The organism is Limosilactobacillus secundus (genome assembly GCF_020784695.1).
Taxonomy (GTDB): Bacteria; Bacillota; Bacilli; order Lactobacillales; family Lactobacillaceae; genus Limosilactobacillus; species Limosilactobacillus reuteri_F.
In genome coordinates this window covers 1-26,585 of the sequence record NZ_JAJGUA010000041.1, presented here as the reverse complement: position 1 = coordinate 26,585, position 26,585 = coordinate 1, and the positions used below count along the sequence as shown (strand labels likewise).

Sequence of the window (26,585 nt, the reverse complement as noted above, 5' to 3'; positions counted from 1 at the left end):
TAAAGGAGTCCTTATTATGGCAAACGATACAATTGAACATCAATTAAACCACCGTACAATTCGGGCATTTAAGCCCGTAAACCTTTCAGCAGAACAACTGAATACTCTTTATTCTGTTGCAAGCCAGACGCCAACTAGTATGTTTATGCAACAAATGTCAATCATGCATATTACTGATTCAGATAAACGGGCCGCAATTAGGGAAATTAGTAAGCAACCGTATGTAGGCGCAAATGGTGACCTGTTCATTTTTTTAGTTGACCTTTATCGCAACCAACAAATCCGGCACCAAAAGGGCAAAGATGATGGTCGTTTACATACCGCTGATATTTTCTTCCAAGGTCTCGACGATGCAATCATGGCTGCCCAAAACGTAATTGTTGCAGCCGAGAGTATGGGCCTCGGGGGTGTTCCCCTTGGCTCGATTAAAAATGATCCGCAAAAAATCATTGAAGTCCTTAATCTGCCTAAAATGACCTTCCCAGTTTTAGGCTTACAAATCGGCGTACCTAATCAAGTACCTCAACTAAAGCCCCGTTTGCCATTAAACTTCATTGCATTTGATGATAACTATAAAAAAGAGATCAAGCTCAGTGACTTAAGCGATTATGATCAAGAAGTTACTACCTACTATGACCTTCGCGATGCTAATCGACGAATTGATTCCTTTACCAACCAGATTGCTGGGGCTAAACTCGATCGTCATCATACTAAGCGCGATGAAATCATGAAGGTTTTACATCAACAAGGACTTTGCACTGATGAAGGAATTGGTTAATCCATCCACTTTGGAGAAGCTAATATCTTAACACAACTTTTTCAGCAGTTCACTAGTTTAAAAGCTTAATAAATAAGGTGAAATCTTCATTTAAAAATCACCCTTTTCTATAGTTAAATTTAGAGATATTCCTATTAGATATCTTCGTACGTTAAAAACGTAAAACCGAAATTATTAAGATAAACAAAAAGCCTGATCTCCTCAGTGCAGGAAAAATCAGGCTTTTAACTTAGTAAACTCATCTATGAAACATAATGTTGTTGATGTTAATTGGATAAAGGGATGCATTGTTTCAATGAAGAGTCTTTTATCTAACTTAAAAAACAAGTGAATTTCTTGTTTGTACGTATTATATCACACCTGTTGTGAATATGTTAACTAAGTTTTTTTATAATTAAACATTTTTCGCAAAAACTACTTATTTATCCACCTTTAACCTTGTTTACCAGCAGTGATTATACTCACAATATCACATTATTTCTAATTGAATTTAGAAATAATAAATTATCCTGTCTGTCTCCGCTTAAAATTCTCTCCTGTATTTTATAGCTAATATCACTGCTTTATCTAATAAGTTTCATTATATCTGTCTTATTATATTATAATTTGTAAAAATAAATATTTTTATGCAATTGGCCTTGAAAAAAAAAAAAAAAGGCTAATATAAGGGTGATAAATAAATTTTAATAAATCCATTTAAAAGAAATGAATTTATTATTCCTGATCACACCCCATACGGTCAGCAGCAATGATTTTATAGTTATTTATAAACTACTATTTCATTGGACTTTATTTATCATACTTCATAGAAAGGAGCAGAAGGTTTTTACTCTGTTAGCTAAGTTTAGGGGTATTATTTGAGTTATTTAATTTACTTTATAGCTACTTTTCTTCCTTTATCAAATTGATTAAATCACTTAGATTTATATCACTAATACTTTTAACCTAGTAATTCTCTTTTAGCGTTTCTCATTATTCTTAGAAGCGCTGTTGTTTGATTCAAAAATAGAATATTCATTAATACACAGTTACAAAGCAATCTCTATATTTAAGCTTTCTAATCAAAAAGCAACCTCATGTCATCCTTTGACTTTGAGATTGCTTTTTATTTAATTACTGATTTTCAGTTAATTTTCGACGGACTAACGTTGGATCAGCCTTTCCTGGATTTAATTCAACCAGTTTCCCCGATCCACTGTAAATAATCCATTCTGCTAAGTTAACAATATGGTCGCCAGCACGCTCTAAATTTCGGAGAACGGCTAAATAGCTTTCATAGGCTTTTACATCTTCGCCACCTTTAACCAGTGCTTTCATGATTTCTTTTTGTAATTTTACATAAAGTAAATCAACTTTCAAGTCCTCGTTGGCAACCTCATAGGCAACCTGCTCATCAGTATAAACATAAGCATCGAGGATTCGTTCAAGCATCTTACGAACAATCATCATCATCTGTTCAATTGGTTGTTCGATGTCTTCATGATGTTCAAATTTGCTTAAGGTAATCGCAGCGCGGGCAATATGGGTGGAATAATCGCCTAATCTTTCGATATCAGTACTAGCTTTTAAGATACTGATAATTTTCCGAAAGTCGGTTGCAACCGGATTTTGTAATGCCATTAGCTTCAACGCCTGTTTTTCCAAATGAATTTCTTCATCGTTAATCTTTGTATCAGTTGTTAAAACCTTATCCGCTAAGTCTGCATCATGATCCGTAAAGGCCTTTGTTGCTTGATAAATCTGCTCACTAGCGTCGATTCCCATTTCCATGAAGTGGCTCCGCAGCCGTTTTAATTCATCATCAAAAATTGCTCCCATGTTTTCACTCCTAACCAAATTTTCCGCTAAGGTAATCCGCCGTTTGTTGTTGTTGAGGATTCATAAAAATATCCGCCGTCTGGTTAAATTCAATTAATTTTCCTTGGTGCATAAAAGCTGTCCAATCGGCCGAACGTGATGCTTGCTGCATATTATGGGTAACCATAATAATCGTAAATTTCTCTTTTAATTGTACTAAAGTATCTTCAATTTGCGAAGTCGAAACCGGATCAAGGGCACTTGTCGGTTCATCCATCAAGATAATTTCTGGTTGAACTGCCAGCGTCCGCGCGATACAAAGCCGTTGTTGTTGACCTCCTGATAAGGCGAGCGCACTTTCTTTTAAGTGGTCCTTAACTTCTTCCCACAAAGCGGCCTGGCGCAAACTCTCCTCTACTCGTTGATCAAGAATTTGCCGGTCCTTTACTCCGGCAAGACGTAATCCATAAATAACATTCTCGTAGATTGATAATGGGAAAGGTGTCGGTTGCTGGAAGACCATTCCAATTTGTTGACGAATCCGGTAAACATTAACTTTAGGCTGGTTAATATTCAAGTCATGAAAATTAATTTCACCTTTGACCGTTGCTAAATCATCGTTCATCCGGTTAAGGCTTCGTAACAATGTTGACTTTCCTGAACCAGAAGCCCCAATCATTGCCGTAATCTTGTTGGCCGGAAATTTCATTGAAACGTCATGAACAACGTGTTTATCACCATATAATACTTGTAAATTTTTCACTTCAAGAGCAACTGAATTTTCCATTCTTTTATCCTCACTTTGCAAGTCGTCGCTTGATTAAATAACCAATATATCTAGCTAATAGGTTAAAGATTAAAATTGTTAGAATCAAAACCGCTACTGAACCATTTGAAACAGCACGGGCATCTGGAACCAGTCCTTCACTGTTAACTTTCCAGATATGGACAGCTAAAGTTTCGGCTGGTCGTAATGGATTTAAGAAACTGGTAGGACTAAATGGGTTCCAATCGGTATAGCTAATAGCCGGTGAACTCTGCCCGGCCGTGTAGATCAAGGCGGCAGCTTCCCCAAAGATACGGCCAGCACTTAGGATCGCTCCGGTAATAATTCCCGGTAAAGCAGCTGGTAAAACAATTTTAGTTGTTACTAGCCACTTTGACATTCCTAATCCCAATCCGGCCTGGCGTTGAAGGTAAGGAACTTGGCGAAGGGCGTCTTCACATGCCCGCGTTAAAATTGGCAAGTTCAAAATTGTTAAGGCCAATGCCCCAGCAAGTAAGGAGAAGTCTAACCCCCATTGCAAAACAAAGACTAAGTAACCAAATAATCCCACTACCACTGATGGCAGTGAACTTAAAACTTCAATTGCCAAGCGTAATAAGTTTGTCCATCGATTATCTGGTGCGTATTCGCTTAAATAAATGGCAGCACACAATGCTAAAGGAATCGAAACGATTAATGTTAAAACAACCAGGTAAAGAGAATTAAACAATTGATCACGAATTCCCCCACCACTTCTAAACGATTCAGCGCTTGACGTTAAGAAATGCCAAGAAATATGGGGAATTCCTGATAGTAATAAATACGCTAACAAGGCAAATAAAACTAACCCTACTAAACCGGTTAAAGTTAAAATAATCACGGTTGCCAACCGATCTGCTTTTTCTGGACGCATTATTTTACCCCTTTCCGGCTAACGAGCCGCATTAAAAGATTGAAGGCCAAGGACATTACTAACAGAATTAAAGCTAAGGACCAGAGCGCATTGTTTGAGATCGTCCCCATGACTGTGTTTCCAATTCCGGTAGTCAAAACACTAGTCAAGGTTGCCGCCGAATGCATCAATCCCGTCGGCATTACCGTCGTGTTTCCAATTACCATTTGAACGGCTAAGGCTTCACCAAATGCCCGGGCCATCCCAAATACCATTGCGGTTAAAATCCCGCTTTTGGCACTCGGAATAATCACCCGCGAAATCGTTTGCCAGCGAGTTGCCCCCAGCCCCGCAGACGCATTGCGATATTGTTTAGGTACTGCCCTAAAACTATCAATTGTCATCGAGGTCATTGTTGGTAAAATCATCAAAAATAATACACAAGTAGCAGCGAGAATCCCAAAGCCAGTGCCGCCGAAAAAGCGCCGTAGAAAGGGAACGATTACTGTTAAGCCGACATATCCATATACCACAGATGGAATTCCGACTAATAATTCGATGGTCGGTTGGAGAAACTTATATGCAGTTGATGGCAAAATCTCTGTGATTGCAATAGCAACTACTAAGGCAAGCGGCAAAGCAATTATTCCTGACAAAAGAGTAACGCTAAAAGAAGTAGCGATCATCGGTAAAGCCCCGAATACATGATCACTTGGTCGCCATTTAATCCCACTTAGAAATTCCCACAATGAATAGTGATTGCCAGTAAAAAGAGCAATTCCTTTCCAAGTTAAAAAGATTAAGATCGTTGCCACTAGTCCCCCAATTAAAGTAATTGCAAGATAGCTAATTACTTTTCCTGAGGTTTCCTGCTTACTTTCAACAGAGGGCTGTGTCAAACGTTGTCGTAAGTCTTCCATCGTACTATTTCCTTTCAGTTACTTTCCCAGTTGGTGTTTTTTCAACTTTCATATCATGAATGCTAATATAGTGAGCTTCTGTTACGAGCGTCTTTTGGACTTTCTCGCTTTGCATATATTTAATGAAACTTGCAGTTGATTGGGATGGTTGTTTTTGCGTGTACATATGCTCATATGACCATAATGGCCACTTATTAGTTGTAACATTATCAGCAGTTGGCGCTACTCCATCAAGGTTAACTGACTGAACTTGGTCATTAAGATAGGCAAATGCAATATAGCTGATTGCCCCTGGTGTATTTCTAATAATTTCTTTGACTGTCCCGTTTGAATCTTGTTCTTGAGCATTCACTGCCTGCATCCCCGGTTTCAATACTGTTTGTTCAAACGCAACCCGAGTTCCACTCCCATGAGCACGATTAATAACTGTAATTGGCAAATCCGGTCCGCCAACTTCTTGCCAATTCGTAATTTGACCAGTAAAAATTTGCTGAAGCTGCTTCATTGTCAAATTCTTAATCCCAAGCTCTTCATTAACAATTGGTACTATTCCCGAAACAGCAACAATATTGTCATCTAATTTATTGGCATTAATCCCATCTTGCTGGTCAGCAAAAATATCAGCAGATCCGATATTTACTGCTCCTGCTTGCACTTGACTAAGTCCGGTTCCTGAACCACCACCCTGCACAATAATGCTGGTTTGGGGATGCTTAGTTCGGTAATCATTTGCAACTGCTTCAGCTAATGGTTGGAGAGCTGTTGAGCCGACAATAGTAATTTTTTCTTGTGATGGTTGTTGCTTAGCGAGTACCCATGATCCGCCTAGCCAACAAACTATTGCGACGATAACAACCCCGATAATCGTTTTTTTCATTACTATTCCTACCTGTTTATTAGTTGTTTTCATATATTTCGTATGGTACAAATAGAGAATAGCAAGTCGATGTAAATTTTTAATCTTTGTAATGTAAAGGTTATGTAAATTTTGGAGAAAGTATTATGACCAAGAAATTTTTGCTAATGAGCCAGCAAGACGATCTCGTCCAACAGTTACAAGCTATTTGTAAAAAAGAACACTGGACCTATGAGCTCGTGACTACTCCGACGGGCTTAGTAGTAGCCTTAGAAAAAAATCAAATTAGCGGAATTTGGTGGGATATGACGGAGGTAAGTCTAGACACCACGATTGCTACCATGACCCTTATTCGGTCGCAAGTCCAAGGACCAATTACCGTTTTGGTCCCCCACCTTACGGAACGCATTCAACGAAAATTATACCGAGCACATGTTGATGATATAATTGAATTTCCCCTTCTTCCCAGTGTTTTCCGCCCCCTAATTCAGCAGCGCTTGTGGACTTACCACTATCCACAGATGCATTCCTTGGCTGATGATAATACAACCAAAAATGACCCAGTAATAACTACTGGATCATGGGAAATTAATCAAGAAACCTATACTGTTACTAAAAATGATAAAACAATTGCGTTAACCCCCAAGGAATTTCAACTACTTTCCTACTTAGTTGACCATAAAGGACAGGTATTAAACCGGGATCAACTCGTTAATGGAGTTTGGGGATATGATATTCTTGATACTTCACGGATCGTTGACATTCATATCAGTCACCTCCGCGATAAACTTGAAGATGACTCTCAACACCCTACTCACCTTCTCACAGTACGGGGATTTGGCTACAAATTTGTTTAAAATAAGTAGGAATGTGATATAAGTCAAGTCACTTTCATAAAAGACAGCTAGCGCAGTACAACAATGGCCTCCAACGCTCGGCAAAAAAGCCGAATATTGGAGGCCTATTGTTGCTTGCGGGGGCTCGAAAACGAAGTCACGAGTGACTTCTGTCTCGCTCCCTTTTGTTACAAACATCTCTCATTTTATAAATTATCTAAGTAATCAATAAAGCGGGGCATCTCTTCCAGTTGATCCGCAGTTATTTCCCGGGTAATAGTATGATCTTCTGAGAAAACATAAACCCGATCTACTAATGATCTAATCTGGTTAAAATGGTGGCTCGAAATAATAATTGTTTTTCCCGCATGATGAAGCTGGTTAACAATCTGCGTTATCAATGCCCGATATTTTGGCGATAAACCATTAAACGGTTCATCAAGAATTACAATGTCAGGATTCATTGCCAGAACACTCGCAATCGCCACGAGTTTCTGTTCCCCACCAGAAAGGTGATAAGGAACCCGATCACGTAGCCGTTCAATTTTCAGCAGTTTCAAACAATCATTTACTCGTTGATCAATTTCATGCTGCGGAAGTCCTAAATGTTGGGGACCAAATGCAATCTCATCAGTTACACTGGTATTAAATAATTGAATGTCACTATTTTGGAAGACAAAGCCAAACTTTTGATAAAATGGACCAGTTTTAGTTGAATCTTTTAAGAACTTCTTATCAATCGTCTGGTCATTAAATGTATATTTACCATTCTCCAAACTAAATAGTCCCACAATTGTTTTCAATAGTGTCGATTTTCCAGACCCGTTTGGACCCATGATACAGACCGCATCCCCACGATTAACGTTGATATTTACATCATGAAAACCCGTTTGCGTTCCATAAGTATAAGCTCCGTTAGCTATTTTGATCATGCAACCACTCCTCGTATTAAGCAGTATGCAACAATTGCTAGTAACAATTCTCCCATACTAATAACGTCATATTTATTCCAACTAAGTCTCCAACTCGCAACATTATTACTATTATATCCCCGTAATAACATTGCTTGGTAAAGGTCACTGGTTCGCTTCTTTGCTGATAGATATACTTGTCCAATAATTACACCTAAAACACGCCGATTTACGTGTTGTCCAAATGTCCGTAATTTAATACTGCTTAATAATTCCTGGATATAAACACCTAATGTATAAACATATTTCATTGTAATATCAAGAGTTAGGATGATGACATTCGGTAAATGTAATTGTTTCAATCCTTGAATGAATTGCGGCCAAGAAGTAATACTTAAGAATATGGAAATATTTAACATGATTAGTGCAATCCGCGCTAAAAATAACCCAATATTATTTGCCTGTAATAATAAACTTGGTAAAAGGACAACTAATGAAACAAGCAATAATTTACAAAGTTTTTTACTAATTGTAATTATTACTGATCCAGGCAAAATAAGCAGGTGAACTAACATCAGGATTAGCATTAACCATAAAAACATAACTTGTGATGATAATACGATCAAGATTGTTAAACCAATCAGTTCAACAATTCGAACCCATGGCGAATTCTTAGCAGAATAAACCGGCGTAATTCGTGTAAGAAAAGCAACCAATGCGGCAAATTTGCTCAAGTTATCTTGCACTAACCGCCCCTTTGTTAGGGGAACTTGATGCCGCTCTGAATTCATCAACCAGACTGGTAACTTTTCTATTGGTTTATTTTTAGGTTGGTTATTTATTTGGGGCTTTGTTTGTTGAACCATAGACTGCCATCAGCACCTTACTTATTAAGAAGAAAATTAATATTGCTGTGATCGCGCTTAAAATGTAGCCAATTGGCAAACTTGTTCCGGGAATCGTATAGTCACCAAACAATGCTGTATAGTTGAAACCATGATTCATCCCTGCAGGTACTGAACTTGAAATATGTTCTAATTTTAAGCGGTGAAGTAACTCAGTCTTATCCCATTCACCAAAAGCTGTTCCACTAGCAAGCAACCCAATTGGTGAAAGGACAACTAAGCCAATAATGACATATACCAGATATTTAAGGGAGCCTTTTTTAGGCGTTCCTTGCTGATCATTCTTGTAAATTTCATCAGGCGCCACTTTTTTCACGAAAGTATAAACAACATAGGTAAAGAAAGCCTCGATCCATCCCGCTACTGCTAGATGGGCAAAACACATTGCTGGAATTGTTACGGCTAATGGATACGGATTATATAGCGGTGCACCACTCGCCGTATGCGCAATTAATGGCTGAATTCCTAATTCAAACCCTGCCATTAAAGCGGCAAGGTTAATACCACAATACGAACCAATAATCGCTCCTAGACTTGCATGGTGGTGTTTACGCAAAAAGTTATAAATCCAATAACCAGTAAACGGCATGATAATCGCCATATTAAAAATATTAGCTCCCAAGGCTAAAATTCCGCCATCGCCAAATAGAAACGCCTGTAAGATTAGTGCGACTGTAACTGCAATACTAGCCGCGTATGGCCCAATTAAGATTGCAAGCAGCGTACCTCCAACCGCGTGTGCACTCGTTCCACCAGGTACTGGAACATTAAACATCATCATCAGAAATGATAATGAGGCTGCAATCCCCAGCATTGGCGCAAGTTCACGATGTTCTTTTAACTGCACTTTTACTTTTTTCGCTGAGACCGCAACCACTGGCGCAGCAACTGCAAACATTACCGCACAAGTAGCTGGACTCAAATAATTATCTGGAATATGCACTAATCCCACTCCTTTTAACCTATTTTAACAACTCCTCGCCATAATTCTTTCCCATTACTAGGAAAAGACCAGCGTAAACTGCAAACAATCCTAAAATCATATCGGCTAAAATATAGAAAATTCCAACCCAGATATGACCACCCATAAACAATACTGTAATTCCCTGAGCAAAGGATGAAAAAGTTGTTAGACCGCCACAAAAACCTGTAGTAATTATCGTATGCCAATCTTTTGGTACAATTTTCTTCAATGCCCAGCCGGTAAATAGTCCAATAATGAAACAACCGACAGCATTAACAATCAAAACTGCTAATGGATCAGCAAAGGGTGGATTAATCCATAAATCTGAAACTAATTCACAGGCATAACGGAGAACGCCACCGAAAAAGCAGCCACAACCAATTACTAGTAACTTCAAACCATTGGTCATCTTACTAACTCCTTTCTACAACCACGAGTGGAACCATAATCCTAAGTAAACACAGCAAATGCAGGCAATTACGCTTCCTACCCAATAAGTCCAGGCTAAAAGCTTTTTACCACTTTTGAAGTATTTCAAAGTTTCTAGTGAAAATGTAGAAAAAGTAGTTAGTCCACCACAAAAGCCAGTTGCTAACAAAACATTCATTGTATTTCGCAGCTCATCACTAGTAACCATTCCGGCAAAGACACCAATCAGTAACGACCCAATTAGGTTCGCCATAATGGTTCCCCACCGGTAATGGTCATAGTCAGAATTTAATACATCTGATAGCAGGCTTCGCAACCCACCACCAAAAAATGCACCAACTCCGGCTGCAAGCAAATCTGTAACAATAATATTCATTCTTATTTACCTGCTTTAAGCTTGTTCGCGTTCAAGGTGTTCACTCTTCCGTAAGTTGAGTTCAGAGAAGTGAAGAATCTTTTCACGATAGTAACTGATGAAGCGCCACATTAATTTGTGATTTTCAAAAGCACTATCACTCAATAACCGCAGCACCATTCCATCTTTTTCAAGTAGAGAAATGCCGTAGTGAATATTAACCTCGAACTGTTCCAAATACTTCCGCAATTCTTCAACTGTCTTTTGACTAATATTTTCATCAATAATGACAACCGAATTGAAGTTTAATTTACCTTCAAAATAACCAATTTCCTGCATTGGATCAGATTCTGGATCAACCAACAAATAATCGTTATAAACCAACTGACCATCGTAGTTAATTTTGGTTTGTAAACCTACTTCATCATATTGGAAAGGTGCTCCATCTGGTGACCATCCCTTGGAAAGGCCATCAGTTAAAATCAACTTAGCACCCTTCTCCATCTCGATTGTTGTTTTTTGATGATAGCATGCATCTTTATAAGGAATTGTCTCATCTTGGTAAAATTCTAAGATCGCATTTTTGCCAAGATGAAAATCATCCTCTTGAGTTGTCGTTTGATGATTTTCACACTTATAAACATAAGTTGGTGATTGGGTAGTTACAATAGCGTGACTATTATCATCTAATGTAATTTGGTGATGATATTTTTCACCCTCAACATATCCACCACCTGTTGTTATGAGAAAGTAATATGGAATGTTATCTTTATTGGGTTGGCAAAATGATAACCATGAATTACCCTTTCGGAAAGTACGCTTAGCAAAGTCGCGGCCTTTCGTATGAGTAAATTCTAGGTCGATCATGCCATCATAATCTTTACTTTTCATCTTCCAAGTCCTCAAGTAATACATCTTTCTTCAACCAGTCAACAACCCCATCAAGACCAATATCCTTCTTTAAGTTAGTAAAGAGGAAGTTGCCATCATTCCGGAATTTTTCTGAATCTTTCTTCATTCGGTCAAGATCAGCACCAACATATTTAGCTAAGTCGGTCTTATTAATAATGAAGAGGTCAGACTTAATCATTCCCTGTCCAGCTTTCCGTGGAATCTTTTCACCTTCAGCTACATCAATAATGTAGATTGAAAAGTCAACTAATTCTGGACTGAAAGTTGCAGCTAAATTATCTCCACCACTTTCAATAAAGATTAGGTCAAGGTCATTATTAAACCGTTGTTCTAATTCTTCCACAGCGGCCATATTCATTGAAGCATCTTCACGAATGGCAGTATGAGGACAACCACCTGTTTCAACCCCAATGATCCGATCTTCATCAAGAACTGAATTTTTAGCCATATATTCGGCATCCCATTTTGTGTAAATATCATTAGTAATTACCGCAATATTATAATCATTATGAATCCGCCGGGTAAGCCGTTCGATTAATTGCGTTTTTCCTGACCCAACAGGACCACCAACACCAATTCGTACTGCACGTTTCATAAATTTTAACTTCCCTTCCAAAATAATTAAGACATGAACAATCGTGATTCTTGTGTTTCGTGATTAATCTGTGCCATCTCTAAACCAGGAGCATTAGCGCCAAGGTAAGATTCATCAAGTTTCATTACACGCTTATATAGGGGCTTCAAAAGCTTGATTAAGTCATTTAAGATAACCTGTCCTTCACGCTGACCAAGTGGTACCGCACGAACTGCGTTTAATACCAATGTGGAGGCAACGCTATATCCATACATCAAGAAAGCATCCATCAATGGAACCCCTTTATAATGAGCAAACATTGAGAAGACGATTGCAGGGTTTCCATACGCTTTGCCATCTTCAATCGCCTTTGCATATTCCTTTAGGTGCGGAACTTTATCGCCATAAATTTTATCAATTAAAATAATCATTTGGTGGGCAATCAGCTTTGTCCCGTTCCGTGTTTCAGTTGCTAAAGTCGATTTCGTAATCTGATCATCATATTCAATAAGCTTGTCAAAATCATGCTTATCAATTGCTTCATAGCATAGCTTGACGAGCAAACCTTCACCAAATCTAAATTGCGAACGATAGTAGTTCTCAAGCCAAATACGAAACTCAGGAGCTTTTTTAATTACATTAGTTCGTAAATAATTTTCCATTCCGAATGAGTGATTAAATGTACCGATTGGGAAGGTAGAATCACAAATTTGAAAAACTTCAAGATAGTTGAGTTTCTTTGTTAATTCATTTTCCATTAGCTATCCCTACTTACTTTGTCAAATCAAGGTACTCAAGTGGTTGGTCTAGTTGAACCTTCTTTAATTCATAATTGATGTCATGCTTATCAAGCATTTTAATAACAACTTTATCTAGGAGAAGTGAAATTTTACCATCCTTAATTTGGACCGGCTTGTGTAAATTGCCAAGGAAGTGAGCAACAAGTCCCATTTCATTAATATCACGTGGCGTTATCTCAATCATTTCATCAGCGATTACGCTCAATACAAGTAATTGCTTATCGCCAAGCTTAAAGGCAGAACCATTCTCTAAAATCTGATCTTCATTATCAAGACGAATGCCGTATTCGTTACCATGATCTGTCTTTACCCGGAGAATATTTTTCATCAAATCATCACTTTTAACCATTGCAGTTTCAATGTGATAACTACCAATATTAGGAATATCATCTACGTTACGATAAACTTCTGTTAAAACCATAAATATAAAACCTCTTTTTATATATTTTTATAAAAGGAGATTGGGGCACGGCTCCCAATCCCCTGGATAAATCTAAATTAGATTAATATAGGTAGTAGCGTTGAGTTAATGGCAATGTTGGTGCAGCATCACAAGTTATCAACTCACCATCAATCGTTACTTTGTAAGTTTGCGGATCAATTTCAATTGTCTTTGGAGTGTAGTTGTTAAGCTTCATGTTAGCCTTAGTAAGACTCCGCGTATTATGAACAGGTAAGATAATCTTGTTTAAACCAAGTTGTTCCTTAATACCATGATCATAAGCATATTGAGATACATAAGTTACACATGTGTGGTTAACAGCTCGACCTTCAGCACCATAAAGGAACCGTTCAAGCACTGGTTCAGGTGTTGGAAGACTTGAACTTGGGTCACCGGCAATACCGTATGTGATCATTCCGTTCTTGATAACCATATCTGGCTTAGTTCCAAAGTATTGTGGGTTCCAAATGTTTAAGTCGGCATACTTACCAACTTCAATTGAACCAACATAATCGGAAATACCATTACAGATAGCTGGATTAATTGTGTATTTAGCAACGTAACGCTTAATCCGGTTGTTATCGTCATACTTAGAATCACCATCTAGTGGTCCACGAACCTTCTTCATCTTGCTTGCTAATTGCCAAGTCCGCATTGCAACTTCACCAACACGTCCCATAGCTTGAGCATCAGAAGTCATCATGCTAAGTGCACCCATGTCTTGGAGAACGTCTTCCGCAGCTTCAGTTTGCTTCCGAATCCGTGATTCAGCAAAGGCAACGTCATCAGGAATCTTTGGATTAAGGTTATGGCAAACCATTGTCATGTAGAACAATTCGTCAAGGGTGTTCTTACAATATGGGTTAGTTGGCGTAGTTGATGATGGAAGAACATTATCTTGACCACAGACAACCATAATGTCAGGAGCGTGTCCACCACCAGCACCTTCTGTGTGGAATGTGTGAACTGTATTGCCATCGAATGCATTGATAGTATTTTCAACGAATCCACCTTCGTTTAATGAGTCAGTGTGGACAGCGTATTGAACATCATACTTGTTAGCAGCAGCAATTGAATTTTCAATTCCGGCTGCAGTAGCACCCCAGTCTTCGTGGGTCTTAATAGCAGCACAACCAGCTTCAACTTGTTCGCCGATTAGTTCTGGACGATCACCAGAACCCTTTGCCATCAATCCATAGTTAATAGGTGCATTGTCAACCGCTTGTAACATCCGATGAGTATACCAAGCACCTGGGTTACAAGTAGCTGAACGAGTACCATTTGCAGGACCAGTACCACCACCAAAGAGGGTTGTAATACCATTATCCAAAGCAGCTTGGGCAATTGATGGTGTAATGTAGTGAACGTGTAAGTCAATTCCACCAGCGGTAACAATCATTCCTTCACCAGAAATGGCTTCAGTACTTGCACCGACGATGAAATCAACATTATCCATGACGTCTGGGTTACCACCTTTACCAATGGCTAAGATCTTACCATCACGAATACCGATATCTGCTTTGTAAATACCAGTCCAGTCGATAATAATTGCATCAGAAATAATTGTATCTGCAACCATTGGATTTTCAGCACGTGTTTCAGTAGCACTAACACCCATACCGTCACGAAGGACTTTTCCACCACCAAAAAGGCTTTCTTGACCATGAACTGTTAGGTCTTTTTCAATCTTGGCAAACAGATCAGTGTCGCCTAGTCGTACACTATCGCCAGTAGTTGGTCCATAAAATGAGGCAAACTGCTCGTGATCCATATCAAAACTCATAACTTTACCTCCTCTTTACTTCTCTTCGGGATAACTCTTTTCAAATGGGTATCCATTAAAGGTATCGGCTTTCTTATCAACATCAAGCCACCCATTGACCTTGTTATTGAAACCGAATACACGGCGTTTACCACCAAAATCAATTAGCTTAACGGTCCGCTCTTCACCAGCTTCTAGCCGAATAGCAGTACCAGCTGGAATATCAAGGTGCTTACCCCAGGCTTGACTACGGTCGAATTGTAGCCCTTCTTCATTAGCTTCATAGAAGTGATATTCTGAACCAACTTGGACAGGACGGTCACCAACGTTTTTTACTTTGAGTGAAATGTCATCGTAACCAACATTGTATGGAACTTTATCTGGTTGTAATTTGTATTCTCCAGGAACCATTTTGTTTCCTCCTTTTATCTATGCTAAGAATTAACGAATTGGGTCAGTAACAGTAATTAGCTTAGTACCATCAGGGAATGTTGCTTCAACTTGGATCATGGGGATCATTTCTGGAACACCTTCCATAACATCATCCTTTGTTAGCCAAGTAGCGCCAGCGTTCATTAAGTCACCCACGGTCTTACCATCACGGGCGCCTTCCATTAAACGACTGGTGATTAAGGCAACTGCTTCTGGTTCATTTAGCTTTAAGCCACGGTCTTTACGCTTTTCAGCAACCATTCCGGCTAAACTAATCATCATTTTTTCCTGTTCACGTTTTGTGAGCCTCATTGTATATCCTTCCTTTCTGCCTAAATTGAGTTAGTTAGGCCAGCAGTTCAGGAGCATTAAGAATCCTGGAATCCATGCTGTACAAATTCCTTCAATAATTCCTAAATATCCTGGAAACTTCCCAAGATTCATCTTTAGATTGTTGGTCAAGAATCCTGTTAACCAGAGAATTCCCCAGGCCCACCAGATGATTCCATACATCCAATTTCCACCATAGTTTTGGAAACAAAGAATCCCAGCTGGAATTGAATTGATCGCAACAAACAAACTAAACCAACCATAAAGTCGTTGGTCAAAATCACAGAGAGTGTTAAAAGCTACATAAAGATAAGTAAATGCGAATAGCAACCCAGTGGCACTGGCATAGAACCAACTTGCCGGTTTATTGTTAATAATTCCCCAAGACAACGCAACAATATTTAGCGTTAAACTGAGGCCACCAGTAAAGAAGTTCATAACCACAATCGATTTATCCTTTATGTCTTCAACGGCATAGAAACCATTACTCATCAGTACCATGCCGACATAAAGCAATATACAACCTAACAATTCATTTTCGCCTCCTTTCGTTGAGACGAGTTATAAAAAGCATTAATCAATATCGTATGTCGTTTCATTAAGCAACGTTTGGTCAAGACCTTCTTGAATGATTTCATCAGAAGGACGAATATTAGTAATTACGCCTAATACCTTAAGTAAAATAAAGGTAATTGCAAACGAGTAGGCAGCAACTAAGATAACGCCACCAGCTTGGATCAAGAATTGGTGACCACTTGCAGCAACCCCATTAACAGTTTTATCTGCTAAAATACCAATTAAGATTGTTCCGGTGAATCCACCAATACCATGAACTCCCCAAACACCAAGCGCGTCATCCCAGCCAATCTTTTCTTGAAGACTAACAGCTACATTACAGATAATCCCAGCTGCTAAACCAACTAAGACCGCGGCAGCAGGATTAATATAACCAGCACAAGGAGTAATGGTAGCTAAACCGGCAACTGAACCAGTTAAAACGTCAATAAAATTAGCCTTTCCACGAACAAACTTGGCATATAAGACCCATACAATCATTCCGCTAGCTAGTCCAATTGCAGTATTAGCAAAAGCCTTGGTAGAGAGAGCACCTGCTTTTAAGGCTCCTCCTGAATTAAATCCAAACCAACCAAACCAAAGAAGTCCTGTCCCGATTGCAGCAGCCATCAAATTACTTGGCTTCATTCCTGTATGCTTTAATTTACGTTTACCAAGCACAATAATACTTGCTAATGCAGCAAAACCAGCAGTGGTATGAATAACTGTTCCACCAGCGAAGTCAACAAAGCCCCACTTTGCTAAGAAACCATTACCCCATACCCAGTGACATACTGGAATATAAACAAGGTATGTCCAGAAAATATCGAGAAGAATATACCCTTTCATATTCAGTCGTTCTGCAAAGGCCCCACTAATTAATGGAACTGTAATTACACAAAACATTAACTGAAATAGAAAGAATAAAGTAAAAGGAATGGAAGCAGCGTGAACTGAATTTGGCACTAATCCAACATTAGTTAAAGCAAAGTAATCAGAAATCCGTCCGATAACTCCCCCTTCATCTTTTCCAAACGCAAGACCAAATCCACCGTAAATCCAAATCAGTGTAACAATTCCCATTGAAATAAATGATTGCATCATGATATATAAGACACTTCGCTTACGAGCTAACCCCCCATAAAAGAAGGCGAGGCCTGGTGTCATCAAACAAACCATTGCCGTACAAAGCATCATAAAGGCCGTGTCACCACTATTAATATGCAAAATATAATTCCTCCTTGACTGCTAATTAATTTATTAATGAAATATTGATAATAAACACGTAGTCTATAAATGATTATTAAAACCTTTTCACTAATATTCACTCCTATAATACTATTTATATTAATTATTACAAGAAATAAGGTTTTATTTTCATAAAAAATATAACTACCAAAAAAAGCCTACGAGAATTGATGCTCTCATAGGCTTTTGTTTTATTAGTGTAATTAACTTAATTTATTTTTTATTCATGTGAATTTTAGTAAAACTAAATATACTGTTCAACCACATTTCGATACTTTAATAGTTCTTTTTGCTCCATAGAAGAATCGGGGAGAACAACTTGAACGCTATCATTACCACCATTTTCATCCATTTGCTGACGTCCCCATACTCCTAACGACATAACAAGACGTGCAAATTCTTGACCACCTGTCGTGAGAACAAAGCAACCAGCTTCTTTAACCGGACTAATTAAATATTCGGTTTGTAATTCCTCAATTATTGTTATCAATTGATTATCAGAAATATTAGTCAATAATTCGTGCAAATCATCAAAGTCTAACGGTTTTATTCCTAGCCAGAAAAGAGCTTTAGAGTAATCACCATTGCGCAAAAGACTTAAAGAATAAGTAATACCATGATTAGTTTCTTGATTCATCATTAATCAACTCCTGCGTACAAAACATTGTAATAATCATCACAAATTATAACATGAGCAAAAGGCAATTTCAAAAGATAACCTTGAATTCATTTATCGCACTATTAGCTTTAAAGACAAATATATTTTTAATGTCAATTTATTTTTAAAAATCGCTACCAACATCATTATAATGTATATTTACTCTTTAGTAAAATTTGTGCCTCTTTTATCCCAAAAAAGTGTGATTTAGGGCTGCTCACCTTATGAGCGATCAATATTTGTTGCGCCTGTTCACACTGCACTTTCGCTAAGTCATTTTGCTGGAATACTTGAAGATAAAATGATAACTGTCGTAATTTAATCGCCAGTTGACTGCGTGCCTTAGTCAAAGTTACATCCTTAAACTGCTTATAATCATGAATAAAGAAACGTGTTTTCCGTCGCTGTAAGGCATAATTAACTGAATTACTCTTAATCCGATGAAGGTCCTGAGCCCCGAGTCCGTGCTGGCGGAGAAAATAATTAAACATCGTAATTTGTTGATCAATCTGCCGCCAATCCGTTGCAATATCATCTCGTAATTGTTTAATCTCTTTTTTGGTAAGGCGGTGGGTAACTCCTTGTTTTAATTGATGATATAAGGTTTGCAGATCTTGATAATCGCGTTGGTGGAGTGGAAGGTCAATCTGACTAAATAAGTTACAGCGCTGGTAAAGGATCGTCCCTTCGCGGTTCTTAAATCCCTGCTGGTCAACAACAAACTGAAATATCTCTTGTGGAAAACGCCGACCTGCTTGATAAGCCAACAGAATACTATCCATATACAGGTTAATTTCATTAATTCCTGCCTGAATCTCTCTAGCAATTTTATGGGGAATACTTGCATGTTGCTGAAAATGAGAGATACCCAAAAATAGCTGATGCCCACTTGTACGAGAACGTAAGATAAATTGATTTTTTAAACGCCGTCCACAATCACAATAGAGGTTATCCCCAGGGTGATCATGTTGTCGCTGATACCATGGGTCAATTACCATCCCCTGAAACTCCCAATCAGTTTGTTTAAGATAATGGTGAGTATGAAAACGCGAAAGCATTGCGTAACGGGTAAATTCACTTAACGCCTGAACCTGGTTTGGTCTTAACTGTTGTAAAATATCTTCTCGCTGTTGATGGGTCAACGTAATGATTTTATCCATTCTCTCATTCCTCTCTTAAATATTGTATCACTATACCAGAACAAATGTTTGATTTCAAATTGTCTATTTAGTCCTTTTCTGGTAAAATATTTAACTACAAGGAGTGATATTATTTGGATTTAGACATACAGCCCGTGAGGTTGAGTTTAAAAGAATATAAACAAGTTAAACAATTATATATGCGCGCATTTCCGAAATATGAGCGAGAACCGTGGACGTGGTTGCTCATCAAGAGTAAGTATCAACGCGCTGACTTTATGGCCTTCTATGACCAGGAACAGTTTGTTGGATTTGCTTACGTTATTCACAGTCACGGTATGCATTATATTTTATATCTCGCAGTTAATGATCAAATCCGTTCTCAAGGATATGGGACACGGATTATTAATGAGCTTCGTCGCCTTTACCCTGAGGATTCGCTTGCCCTTGATGTTGAGCAGCCTAATCCCCAGGCAGCAAATAACCAACAGCGGTTACGACGACTTAAGTTTTATCGGCGCAATGGCTTTTTCCCAACTCCAAAACTTTTTAAAGAGGAAAAAGTCACTTTCCAAGTTTTAGCAACCAATAAAAAAATCAACCAACGAAAGATTGATAAGGCCTTTGAGTGGTTCTCATGGCCTCTCGGTTGGTTAATTCAATAAAAAGTTCAATTTTATTAGTTTGAGGCTGAGAAAAAGCTTTTTTTGCTTTTTCAACAGCCTTTTTTTATTGTCAGGAAAATAAGTTTTACAAAAATGTTATAATTTATGTAAGCGGATACATAAAGAGGAGTGATAACATTGGTAGAACCATTATTTTTAAAGCCAGTCTTTCATGCAAAAATTTGGGGTGGTCGACACCTTGCAACTGACTTCGGTTACCAAATTCCGGAGGGAACGATTGGTGAGTGCTGGGCAATTTCTGGACATCCTCATGGGCCAAATATCATTACCAATGGTCAATACGAAGGCCAACTATTGCCAAAAATTTATCAGCAACATCCTGAGTTATTTGGCAATCCATGCTCTTCTGTTTTTCCATTATTAACAAAGATTCTTGATGCTAATGCTAGTTTATCAATTCAAGTTCATCCCGACGATGCTTACGCCGAAGAACATGAGCACGAGTTAGGCAAAACAGAGTGTTGGTATGTTATTCATGCAGAACCGGGAGCTTATTTAACATATGGCCATACCGCCAAAACACGCGATGAACTTATTAAGATGATCGATAATCACCAATGGTCGAAACTCTTTAGTAAAAAGCCAGTAAAAACGGGGGACTTTATCTATGTGCCAAGCGGAACTATCCATGCCTTAAATAAAGGAATTATCGTCTTAGAAACCCAGCAAAGTTCTGATACCACTTATCGAATCTACGACTATGATCGTCAAGATAAAAAAACAGGTCAGCTACGCCAGCTTCATTTAAGACAAGCAAAAGACGTGACAACGGTGCCATTTACTGAACCACAAATTATCTCCCACATCGTTCATGATGATAATTCAATAATTACTACTTTAATTTCTCAACCTGACTCACCATTCTTTACCGTCTACAAGTGGGAGATCCATGATCAAACTAGCTTGACCCACGAGCATGGTCCCTATACTCAGGTTTCAATTATTGATGGCAATGGTATTTTAACCGTTGATAATCAACAATATTCACTTCACAAAGGCGAACATTTTATCATCCCTGCAACCATTAAAAGCTGGACGATGGACGGTGAGCTTTTAGCCATTGCTTCTGAACCAACAAATTAATCATTTGTGCAGTATTTTAGCTACTTGTTTTACAATATCATGCGGCTTTTCCGCCTTAAAAATTAATTTAACCTCAAACGACTGATTGTTTTTCTAGCCACAAGATACCTGCTATAGCTTAAGCGAAGCCCTCCCCCATTGGCTTGTTAAGCTAAAGAATGAAATTAATTAACTATTCTTAAATTTCCTATGTTCATTTAGTTAAGAAGAATTTAAGGTGGTTAATATTTGTTAGCAACTAAGGTAATTCTCTTCTCTATTATCTTTAAGGTCGATAATATATATAGCAATCACCCAATATAACTTTTAATTTGAGGAGGGATTTATTATGAAATTTCAAAGTACTACTAACTCACCGATTGGCAAGCGCTTTGTTATTCTTGTGGTTTCTCTGCTGTGCGGTCTATTCTTAATCAATCACCGGGTATCAGCAGCTACTCTTGAGGCGCCTGTAAATACTACGGTTGCACCATTTGAATCGAAGCTCCCTCCCGTTAAAATTATCTCTAGCACTGAGCTTTTGAAACGGGAATACGTGGATCTACGAGCAAAACGACAACTAGAGAATGAACAAGTTATAACTAATTTCGATAATAAATAACAAAGCGGGTCTCGTCTCCTGGTAACACCAGTGCGAGATCCGCTTTGTTTTTTAATCATCATCTCGGTAATGAAGGTCGTCAAACTTCTTATCAGCGTTCTGTTGCGCCATATCCTTTGATTGATAATAAACAGCATCTACCCAGTTTTCAGCGCCTCCGCCAACAACTAAGACTTTAACTTGCTTACCATCAATGGTTTCTGTCTTCACCGCATATGACTCACCATCGCCAGCACTTTGGGTCCATCCGCGAACATTCAACCACCGTTTGCCATCAATATTTAGATAGCTCACTTTTCCCCAATTCTTGGTTGCTTTTTGAACATCTTCGTTAGTATAGTTATCTTCATCTTCACCAAATTGAGGATCCTGCTTGTAAAGCTGGGTAGTTCCGCTATCGTCATCATAACTGTATGTGTAAGAATGAGGTCCAAAAGTCATGGTTGAATCAGAGTCATTATCTGCCGAATACCATGTTCCCTGCATTTCACTCGGAACATCAATAGTACCAATGCAGCCATACTTATGATCATTGCCAGAATTACCGGTGCTTGCTGAGGAATTGCTATCCCCACTGCGCTTATCGACTACCTGTGCCTTAGCCGCTAAGTCATTAACGAGCTTTCCTTGACCTTCTTGATTAACATAATTGGCCATTTCTGACTTTGAGATCGTAGCAAGTTTGGTACTTTTTTGATTTTCCTTGACGTTTTGGTAGATGTTTACATCGTCGTTATTAACAGTGTAAACCAATCCCTGTGACTTTCCACCAGCAGTCACATCGTAAGCTACTCCTTGCCCTCCATCACTCAATCGGTATTTCGAACTCGGATAGAGATTTACCTGCAATCCCTCTTTTTGAGCTTCTTTTGCCATGGCGGCCCAACTTCCGCCATAACGAAGACCACAATACGTACTAATCAAACTGACAGCTTCTTGAGGGCTCATGTTATCACTATTAATTTTCACATTACTTTTAGCTACTAATAAACTACTGCTTGATGCCGATGAAGAATTAGCCACTTTATTGTTAGTCTGATTTCCACAACCCGCTAACAGTAAGCTCATCCCCGTGACCATCAAAAATCCTATTTTCTTATTCATATTAATACTCCTATAAAAAATGAGGCTGGAGAAAACTTTTGTTTTCTCCAGCCTCAACTGCTTTTATGAACAATAGTAAGATAACGTGGAAAATAACCACAAGGCTCGAGTCTAAGTACGGACGATAATCAGCCCGTGCCGTGCTAATCACCGTCCTAGCTTAGCCCACCGCCTTGTCGAGGGGGTTATTTCCCACTTCCATATTAATTAAGCACGTGACTTGTAGCTACCATCAGTTGTGTTGATGATTAACTTGTCACCGTTCTTGATAAATGCAGGAACATTAACAACTAAACCAGTTTCCATCGTAGCAGGCTTACCACCACCATCGATAGTAGCACCCTTAATCATTGGTTCAGTTTCAGCAACAGTTAATTCAACAGTGGTTGGTAATTCAACCCCAATGATGTCGCCGTTAACAAAGTTTAAGATAACCTTCATGTTTTCAACAAGGTAGTTCTTGTCGTCACCAAGTAAGTCATGGGTTAAACTGTATTGTTCGTAGCTTTCAAGATCCATAAATACGGCTGAGTCACCTTCATCATAAAGGTATTGAGCAGAACGCTTGTCAACGTTAACTTGTTCAACCTTTTCAGATGGACGCATCGTAGTATGGACAATTGAACCTGAACGGAGGTCTTGGATGTCCATTTGCATTAAAGTGTTACCCTTACCAGGCTTGTGGTGGTTGATTTGAAGAACCTTTAATAACTTACCATCACGTTCAAAAACCATACCTTTTTTCAAATCAATTGTTTGAATCATAGTATAAAAACTCCTTCATATAAAACTGAACTCTTTTACCGATTAATGGGACTTTGCTTTAAGCAAGCCTTAATCTTTGGCTTCGTTCCGCGCCGTTAATCATAGATAGTTACCATCTATAATTTACATTCACTGTCTATTGTATCACATTCCCTAATCACAACAATAGCAGTTGTTAGTATGTTTTATCAATAAAAAACTGTCTGCCTATTTCAAATTTTCAATAGCCAAACAGTTTTTTATGATCGGTATTTCTAAACTAGCTCAAGATGCAACTGCTTTTCACCGATGAAGCCAGCGCGTTTAAGGACAAGGTAAAGAGCAATTGAAAGAACAGCGGGTACTGCCACGCCGAAAACCATGTATGTGCTGAACTGAGCCCAGCCACGTGATAAGTAAGCAATTGGTGCAATCAAGGAGTTTAGTCCCAAACCTCCTAATGTCGATGTTGAACGGAAGTCAAACAGAACTGTTGCAATTGGTGCACAAACAGCTGCTGAAACAACCGTTGGAACTAAAAGATAAGGATTGATGAGGAGATTGGGGAATTGAACTTTAGGTGTAACAAGCCCTTGGGCAATATTTGCGCCAAGGTTATTTTGCCGAAATGACATCGCAGTAAAACCAACAAATTGAGCAGTAGTACCGATCAAGGCAGCCGCCGAAGAAATTGGATCAAGCATCAACGCAACGGCCAACGCTGCAGAAGAGGCAGGCGTCATCAGAAATAGGGCCCACACAACGGAAATTACCATTGATCCTAAAACTGGTGAAACTTGCATCGTGTGCGCAATGTAGGCGGACACCGCAAGAAGCGCCGGTGTAACAACTGCCGCAACCACTAGACCAAAACCGATTCCAACAGCTAAGGCGCCAAAAGGAACAAGAACCATATCAAGTGGTGTCTTTCCGGTTAAATACTTACCGACAAGAACAGCAACAATCGCCGCTAAAACAGCAGAAACAGGTTGACCAGTAGTAAGAACTGGGGCTCCCGCTGCTGCCGCGGTTACTTGCCCAGTTGCAGTCATTCCTTTAACCGCCGTCTCAGTAAAATGAACACCATTTGAGCCAACGGTAGCCGCTACCATTGATGCAAAGGTAACTAAAGTATTTGTATTCATCTGCGAAGCAACCGCAACCCCAATAGCAGGCGCTAACAATGCTTGAGCCTCCCCACCAATTAAGGTAAGGACATGAATACCAGTCAAGTTACCAATTGTTTGAGTTAATAGTCCGCCTCCTAGAACGACCAAAATAGCATTAGCCACCGCCGCAAAAATTCGATAGGCCACTTCCTTGACCTTTGATGAATTTTGATAAGTTGCATTAGCTTTAGAATTGCTAACTCGATTTTCCATCATTAACGCCTCCTTATGATTTATTTTTTGATTAATGACTGTTGTTAGTTTAATCGACTCAGGATTAAAAGTCAATTATGTTTCTAATGATATTTTAATGTTAATCAAATCTCTTATTTAATAAACATTTCATTCTCAATCACATTAAAAGAAAACCTTTTCATAAAAATATATTAAAGTTTCATTAAAAAAGAGATAACAAACATTTCTGCTTGCTATCCCTTTATGCTTCGAGTTTGTTGCTATGAATCTGTTAAGCCACTATCCATTGCATTATGTGTTAAGTCATTGCAATAAACCATCTTCAAATTAACCACAACTCTCCGCATAACTTATCTTTGACAGTTCAAAGAATTACTAATCTTCTTTACGCCGTTTCTTTCCTGCAGCCAATAAACCAGTTAAGCCTAATGCAGCTAATCCAAGGGCAGCAGCTGAATTATTTTCATTACCAGTTTGTGGTAACTTCTTAGCTTCTTGCTTAGCAGGTGCAGCTGACTCAGTCTTCATTGGCGCTGGCGTATCTGCTTGTGGTGCAGCAGGAGTTTGAGGAGTTGCCGGTTGAAGTGGTTCTGGAGTAGCTGGTGTTTCTGGAGTTGCCGGTTCATCTGGTTGTGGTGTTACTGGCGTCTCAGGAGTTACCGGTGTTGGCGTCGTGTAAACGACTGGCGTATCAACAGTTGGGTGCGTTGGTGTTACGGTAGTAACGTTTGGCGTCATTCCTGGAACTGAAGGTACGGGTTCATTTGGTACAACCTTAGTTGGGTCAGTTGGGTCATTGGTATATGGTACAGCTGGAACATTTGGAATTGGGTTGCCATTTGGATCAACCGGTACAATGTTTCCAACCTTAGTGTAAGTAACCGTATCTTCAAGGTTTTGTTGAACCGTTTCCTTAGCCGGAACATTAGCCTTATCCGCAACATAGCCATTGATTACTGGAACCTTAACTTCGTTATAGCTCCCTTTATCAGCAGTCCATCCTTCCTCAGGGTTAATAACTTGCCCAGTTACCTTGTCGATGATTAATGTCCGTGTCCAAGTTGAAGTTTGCACATCGTCATCACGCATCTTATTACCGTTGTTATCCACGAAGTGGACCGTTGAAGTGTATTCCTTCGTGTAAGTGTCCTTAGCAGGCCACTTTGGACCGTTTGGTTCATCCGGGTTAACTGGTGTACCAGGTTCATGTGGATTGTTTGGTCCTACTGGAGCATGACCATGCTTCAAGACAACGGTGAAGACTTGAGTTTGATCTGCATTATCATCAAAGGTTGCGCCTGCTGGGAACCCATCACTTACCAGCACATAACCTTGTGCTTCCAGTTGCTTGATTTGATCAGCCGTACTGTAGTTAATTACACTGCCTGCCTTACCAGTTAAGTCACCAGAAGTTGCGATTTGAACGTTGTTGTTATCTTGGTCAACGTAGTTAACAATCGCAATTTGATCAACCGCTGGCTTTGGATTTACCGTATCTGGCGTGTACTTAACGGGTGTATCAACACCTGGATCAGTTGGGGTTACCGTTGGTACTTCTGGCTTGTAGCCTGGAATAGTTGGTACTGGTTCATCTGGCGTTACCTTAGTTGGGTCAGTTGGATCGGTTGGGTATTGTGGGGTTGGAACATCTGGAATTGGGTTACCAGTTGGATCAACTGGAATAATCTTTCCATTTGGTACATAAGTAACTGTAGCTTCTTGATCTTCCATCGTGACACTTG

General features: G+C 39.0%; 30 protein-coding genes. 5 read left to right on the top strand and 25 right to left on the bottom strand.

Annotation, left to right across the window (positions count from 1 at the left end):
- Nucleotides 1–16 precede the first annotated feature (16 nt).
- Nucleotides 17–778 carry an NADPH-dependent oxidoreductase gene (locus LMB57_RS07480; protein ID WP_229272492.1) on the top strand — a complete coding sequence of 254 codons (762 nt, stop codon included), beginning with the start codon at nucleotides 17–19 and terminating at the stop codon, nucleotides 776–778.
- 1,113 nt (nucleotides 779–1,891) lie between these two features.
- Here the strand turns inward: LMB57_RS07480 and phoU are convergent.
- From phoU to LMB57_RS07455, 5 genes are read right to left on the bottom strand one after another with little or no spacing between them, the layout of a single operon-like run.
- Nucleotides 1,892–2,596: a phosphate signaling complex protein PhoU gene (phoU, locus tag LMB57_RS07475; RefSeq protein ID WP_229278161.1), complete on the bottom strand. Its 705-nt coding sequence runs from the start codon at nucleotides 2,594–2,596 to the stop codon at nucleotides 1,892–1,894.
- A 10-nt stretch (nucleotides 2,597–2,606) separates the two neighbouring features.
- Entirely contained in the window at nucleotides 2,607–3,362 is a 756-nt protein-coding gene (gene pstB / locus LMB57_RS07470) for a phosphate ABC transporter ATP-binding protein PstB (RefSeq protein WP_003664719.1), read from the bottom strand.
- A 10-nt stretch (nucleotides 3,363–3,372) separates the two neighbouring features.
- A complete protein-coding gene (pstA, locus tag LMB57_RS07465; RefSeq protein WP_229278160.1) occupies nucleotides 3,373–4,254 on the bottom strand; it encodes a phosphate ABC transporter permease PstA in 882 nt (293 codons plus the stop codon).
- Nucleotides 4,254–5,153 carry a phosphate ABC transporter permease subunit PstC gene (gene pstC, locus LMB57_RS07460; protein WP_229272885.1) on the bottom strand — a complete coding sequence of 300 codons (900 nt, stop codon included), beginning with the start codon at nucleotides 5,151–5,153 and terminating at the stop codon, nucleotides 4,254–4,256. The genes pstA and pstC overlap by 1 nt, the downstream gene beginning before the upstream one ends.
- A 4-nt stretch (nucleotides 5,154–5,157) precedes the next feature.
- A complete protein-coding gene (locus tag LMB57_RS07455) occupies nucleotides 5,158–6,030 on the bottom strand; it encodes a phosphate ABC transporter substrate-binding protein (RefSeq protein WP_035169431.1) in 873 nt (290 codons plus the stop codon).
- 125 nt (nucleotides 6,031–6,155) lie between these two features.
- On the opposite strand from LMB57_RS07455, the gene LMB57_RS07450 reads away from it, so the two are divergent.
- Entirely contained in the window at nucleotides 6,156–6,866 is a 711-nt protein-coding gene (locus tag LMB57_RS07450; RefSeq protein ID WP_003664725.1) for a winged helix-turn-helix domain-containing protein, read from the top strand.
- A 185-nt stretch (nucleotides 6,867–7,051) separates the two neighbouring features.
- Here LMB57_RS07450 and LMB57_RS07445 read toward each other — a convergent pair whose 3' ends face one another.
- The 16 genes from LMB57_RS07445 to LMB57_RS07370 form a co-directional block, all read right to left on the bottom strand.
- Entirely contained in the window at nucleotides 7,052–7,777 is a 726-nt protein-coding gene (locus LMB57_RS07445; RefSeq protein WP_003664727.1) for an energy-coupling factor ABC transporter ATP-binding protein, read from the bottom strand.
- Nucleotides 7,774–8,622 carry an energy-coupling factor transporter transmembrane component T gene (locus LMB57_RS07440; protein WP_003664730.1) on the bottom strand — a complete coding sequence of 283 codons (849 nt, stop codon included), beginning with the start codon at nucleotides 8,620–8,622 and terminating at the stop codon, nucleotides 7,774–7,776. Before LMB57_RS07440 ends, LMB57_RS07445 begins: the two co-directional genes overlap by 4 nt.
- Nucleotides 8,591–9,604 carry a cobalt transporter CbiM gene (cbiM, locus tag LMB57_RS07435; RefSeq protein ID WP_019253679.1) on the bottom strand — a complete coding sequence of 338 codons (1,014 nt, stop codon included), beginning with the start codon at nucleotides 9,602–9,604 and terminating at the stop codon, nucleotides 8,591–8,593. Before cbiM ends, LMB57_RS07440 begins: the two co-directional genes overlap by 32 nt.
- Before the next feature lie 19 nt (nucleotides 9,605–9,623).
- The gene (gene crcB, locus LMB57_RS07430) at nucleotides 9,624–10,034 is read right to left on the bottom strand and encodes a fluoride efflux transporter CrcB (RefSeq protein ID WP_003664732.1); all 411 of its coding nucleotides are present in this window, start codon (nucleotides 10,032–10,034) and stop codon (nucleotides 9,624–9,626) included.
- 15 nt (nucleotides 10,035–10,049) lie between these two features.
- Nucleotides 10,050–10,430, bottom strand: a complete 381-nt coding sequence (gene crcB, locus LMB57_RS07425) for a fluoride efflux transporter CrcB (RefSeq protein ID WP_035154127.1) — start codon at nucleotides 10,428–10,430, stop codon at nucleotides 10,050–10,052.
- Nucleotides 10,431–10,445: 15 nt separating this feature from the next.
- Nucleotides 10,446–11,300, bottom strand: coding sequence for an urease accessory protein UreD (locus LMB57_RS07420; protein ID WP_229272503.1), 855 nt, complete (start codon nucleotides 11,298–11,300; stop codon nucleotides 10,446–10,448).
- Nucleotides 11,290–11,916: an urease accessory protein UreG gene (ureG, locus tag LMB57_RS07415; RefSeq protein ID WP_003664735.1), complete on the bottom strand. Its 627-nt coding sequence runs from the start codon at nucleotides 11,914–11,916 to the stop codon at nucleotides 11,290–11,292. The genes LMB57_RS07420 and ureG overlap by 11 nt, the downstream gene beginning before the upstream one ends.
- A 26-nt stretch (nucleotides 11,917–11,942) precedes the next feature.
- Complete coding sequence (locus LMB57_RS07410) at nucleotides 11,943–12,653, bottom strand: urease accessory protein UreF (protein ID WP_229272504.1); 711 nt, start codon at nucleotides 12,651–12,653, stop codon at nucleotides 11,943–11,945.
- A 13-nt stretch (nucleotides 12,654–12,666) separates the two neighbouring features.
- Complete coding sequence (locus tag LMB57_RS07405; RefSeq protein ID WP_035154122.1) at nucleotides 12,667–13,116, bottom strand: urease accessory protein UreE; 450 nt, start codon at nucleotides 13,114–13,116, stop codon at nucleotides 12,667–12,669.
- 82 nt (nucleotides 13,117–13,198) lie between these two features.
- Nucleotides 13,199–14,920: an urease subunit alpha gene (gene ureC / locus LMB57_RS07400; RefSeq protein ID WP_229272505.1), complete on the bottom strand. Its 1,722-nt coding sequence runs from the start codon at nucleotides 14,918–14,920 to the stop codon at nucleotides 13,199–13,201.
- A 15-nt stretch (nucleotides 14,921–14,935) separates the two neighbouring features.
- Complete coding sequence (locus tag LMB57_RS07395; RefSeq protein ID WP_035155977.1) at nucleotides 14,936–15,310, bottom strand: urease subunit beta; 375 nt, start codon at nucleotides 15,308–15,310, stop codon at nucleotides 14,936–14,938.
- A 30-nt stretch (nucleotides 15,311–15,340) separates the two neighbouring features.
- A complete protein-coding gene (locus LMB57_RS07390; RefSeq protein ID WP_035155979.1) occupies nucleotides 15,341–15,643 on the bottom strand; it encodes an urease subunit gamma in 303 nt (100 codons plus the stop codon).
- 30 nt (nucleotides 15,644–15,673) lie between these two features.
- Nucleotides 15,674–16,192, bottom strand: coding sequence for an AmiS/UreI family transporter (locus tag LMB57_RS07385; protein WP_229272506.1), 519 nt, complete (start codon nucleotides 16,190–16,192; stop codon nucleotides 15,674–15,676).
- A gap of 42 nt (nucleotides 16,193–16,234) precedes the next feature.
- Nucleotides 16,235–17,413: an ammonium transporter gene (locus LMB57_RS07380; protein WP_229272537.1), complete on the bottom strand. Its 1,179-nt coding sequence runs from the start codon at nucleotides 17,411–17,413 to the stop codon at nucleotides 16,235–16,237.
- A gap of 295 nt (nucleotides 17,414–17,708) precedes the next feature.
- On the bottom strand, nucleotides 17,709–18,104 hold the full coding sequence (locus LMB57_RS07375) for a hypothetical protein (protein ID WP_229272507.1): 396 nt from the start codon (nucleotides 18,102–18,104) through the stop codon (nucleotides 17,709–17,711).
- A gap of 164 nt (nucleotides 18,105–18,268) precedes the next feature.
- A complete protein-coding gene (locus tag LMB57_RS07370; RefSeq protein ID WP_229272508.1) occupies nucleotides 18,269–19,282 on the bottom strand; it encodes a hypothetical protein in 1,014 nt (337 codons plus the stop codon).
- A 113-nt stretch (nucleotides 19,283–19,395) separates the two neighbouring features.
- On the opposite strand from LMB57_RS07370, the gene LMB57_RS07365 reads away from it, so the two are divergent.
- From LMB57_RS07365 to LMB57_RS07355, 3 genes are all read left to right on the top strand, one after another.
- Nucleotides 19,396–19,926 (top strand): GNAT family N-acetyltransferase, encoded by a 531-nt coding sequence (locus LMB57_RS07365; protein WP_003671533.1) that lies wholly within the window; start codon nucleotides 19,396–19,398, stop codon nucleotides 19,924–19,926.
- A gap of 138 nt (nucleotides 19,927–20,064) precedes the next feature.
- On the top strand, nucleotides 20,065–21,030 hold the full coding sequence (gene manA / locus LMB57_RS07360) for a mannose-6-phosphate isomerase, class I (RefSeq protein WP_229272509.1): 966 nt from the start codon (nucleotides 20,065–20,067) through the stop codon (nucleotides 21,028–21,030).
- A 328-nt stretch (nucleotides 21,031–21,358) separates the two neighbouring features.
- On the top strand, nucleotides 21,359–21,631 hold the full coding sequence (locus LMB57_RS07355) for a hypothetical protein (protein ID WP_229272510.1): 273 nt from the start codon (nucleotides 21,359–21,361) through the stop codon (nucleotides 21,629–21,631).
- A gap of 51 nt (nucleotides 21,632–21,682) precedes the next feature.
- Here the strand turns inward: LMB57_RS07355 and LMB57_RS07350 are convergent, their stop codons facing one another.
- The 4 genes from LMB57_RS07350 to LMB57_RS09840 form a co-directional block, all read right to left on the bottom strand.
- Nucleotides 21,683–22,735, bottom strand: coding sequence for a hypothetical protein (locus tag LMB57_RS07350; protein WP_229272511.1), 1,053 nt, complete (start codon nucleotides 22,733–22,735; stop codon nucleotides 21,683–21,685).
- Between the two features lie 207 nt (nucleotides 22,736–22,942).
- On the bottom strand, nucleotides 22,943–23,500 hold the full coding sequence (gene efp, locus LMB57_RS07345) for an elongation factor P (protein ID WP_229272512.1): 558 nt from the start codon (nucleotides 23,498–23,500) through the stop codon (nucleotides 22,943–22,945).
- Nucleotides 23,501–23,754: 254 nt separating this feature from the next.
- Nucleotides 23,755–24,936, bottom strand: coding sequence for a PTS sugar transporter subunit IIC (locus LMB57_RS07340; RefSeq protein WP_229272513.1), 1,182 nt, complete (start codon nucleotides 24,934–24,936; stop codon nucleotides 23,755–23,757).
- 282 nt (nucleotides 24,937–25,218) lie between these two features.
- Nucleotides 25,219–26,585 (bottom strand): mucin-binding protein (locus LMB57_RS09840; RefSeq protein ID WP_267493888.1); only part of this gene is annotated, 1,367 nt, incomplete at its 5' end.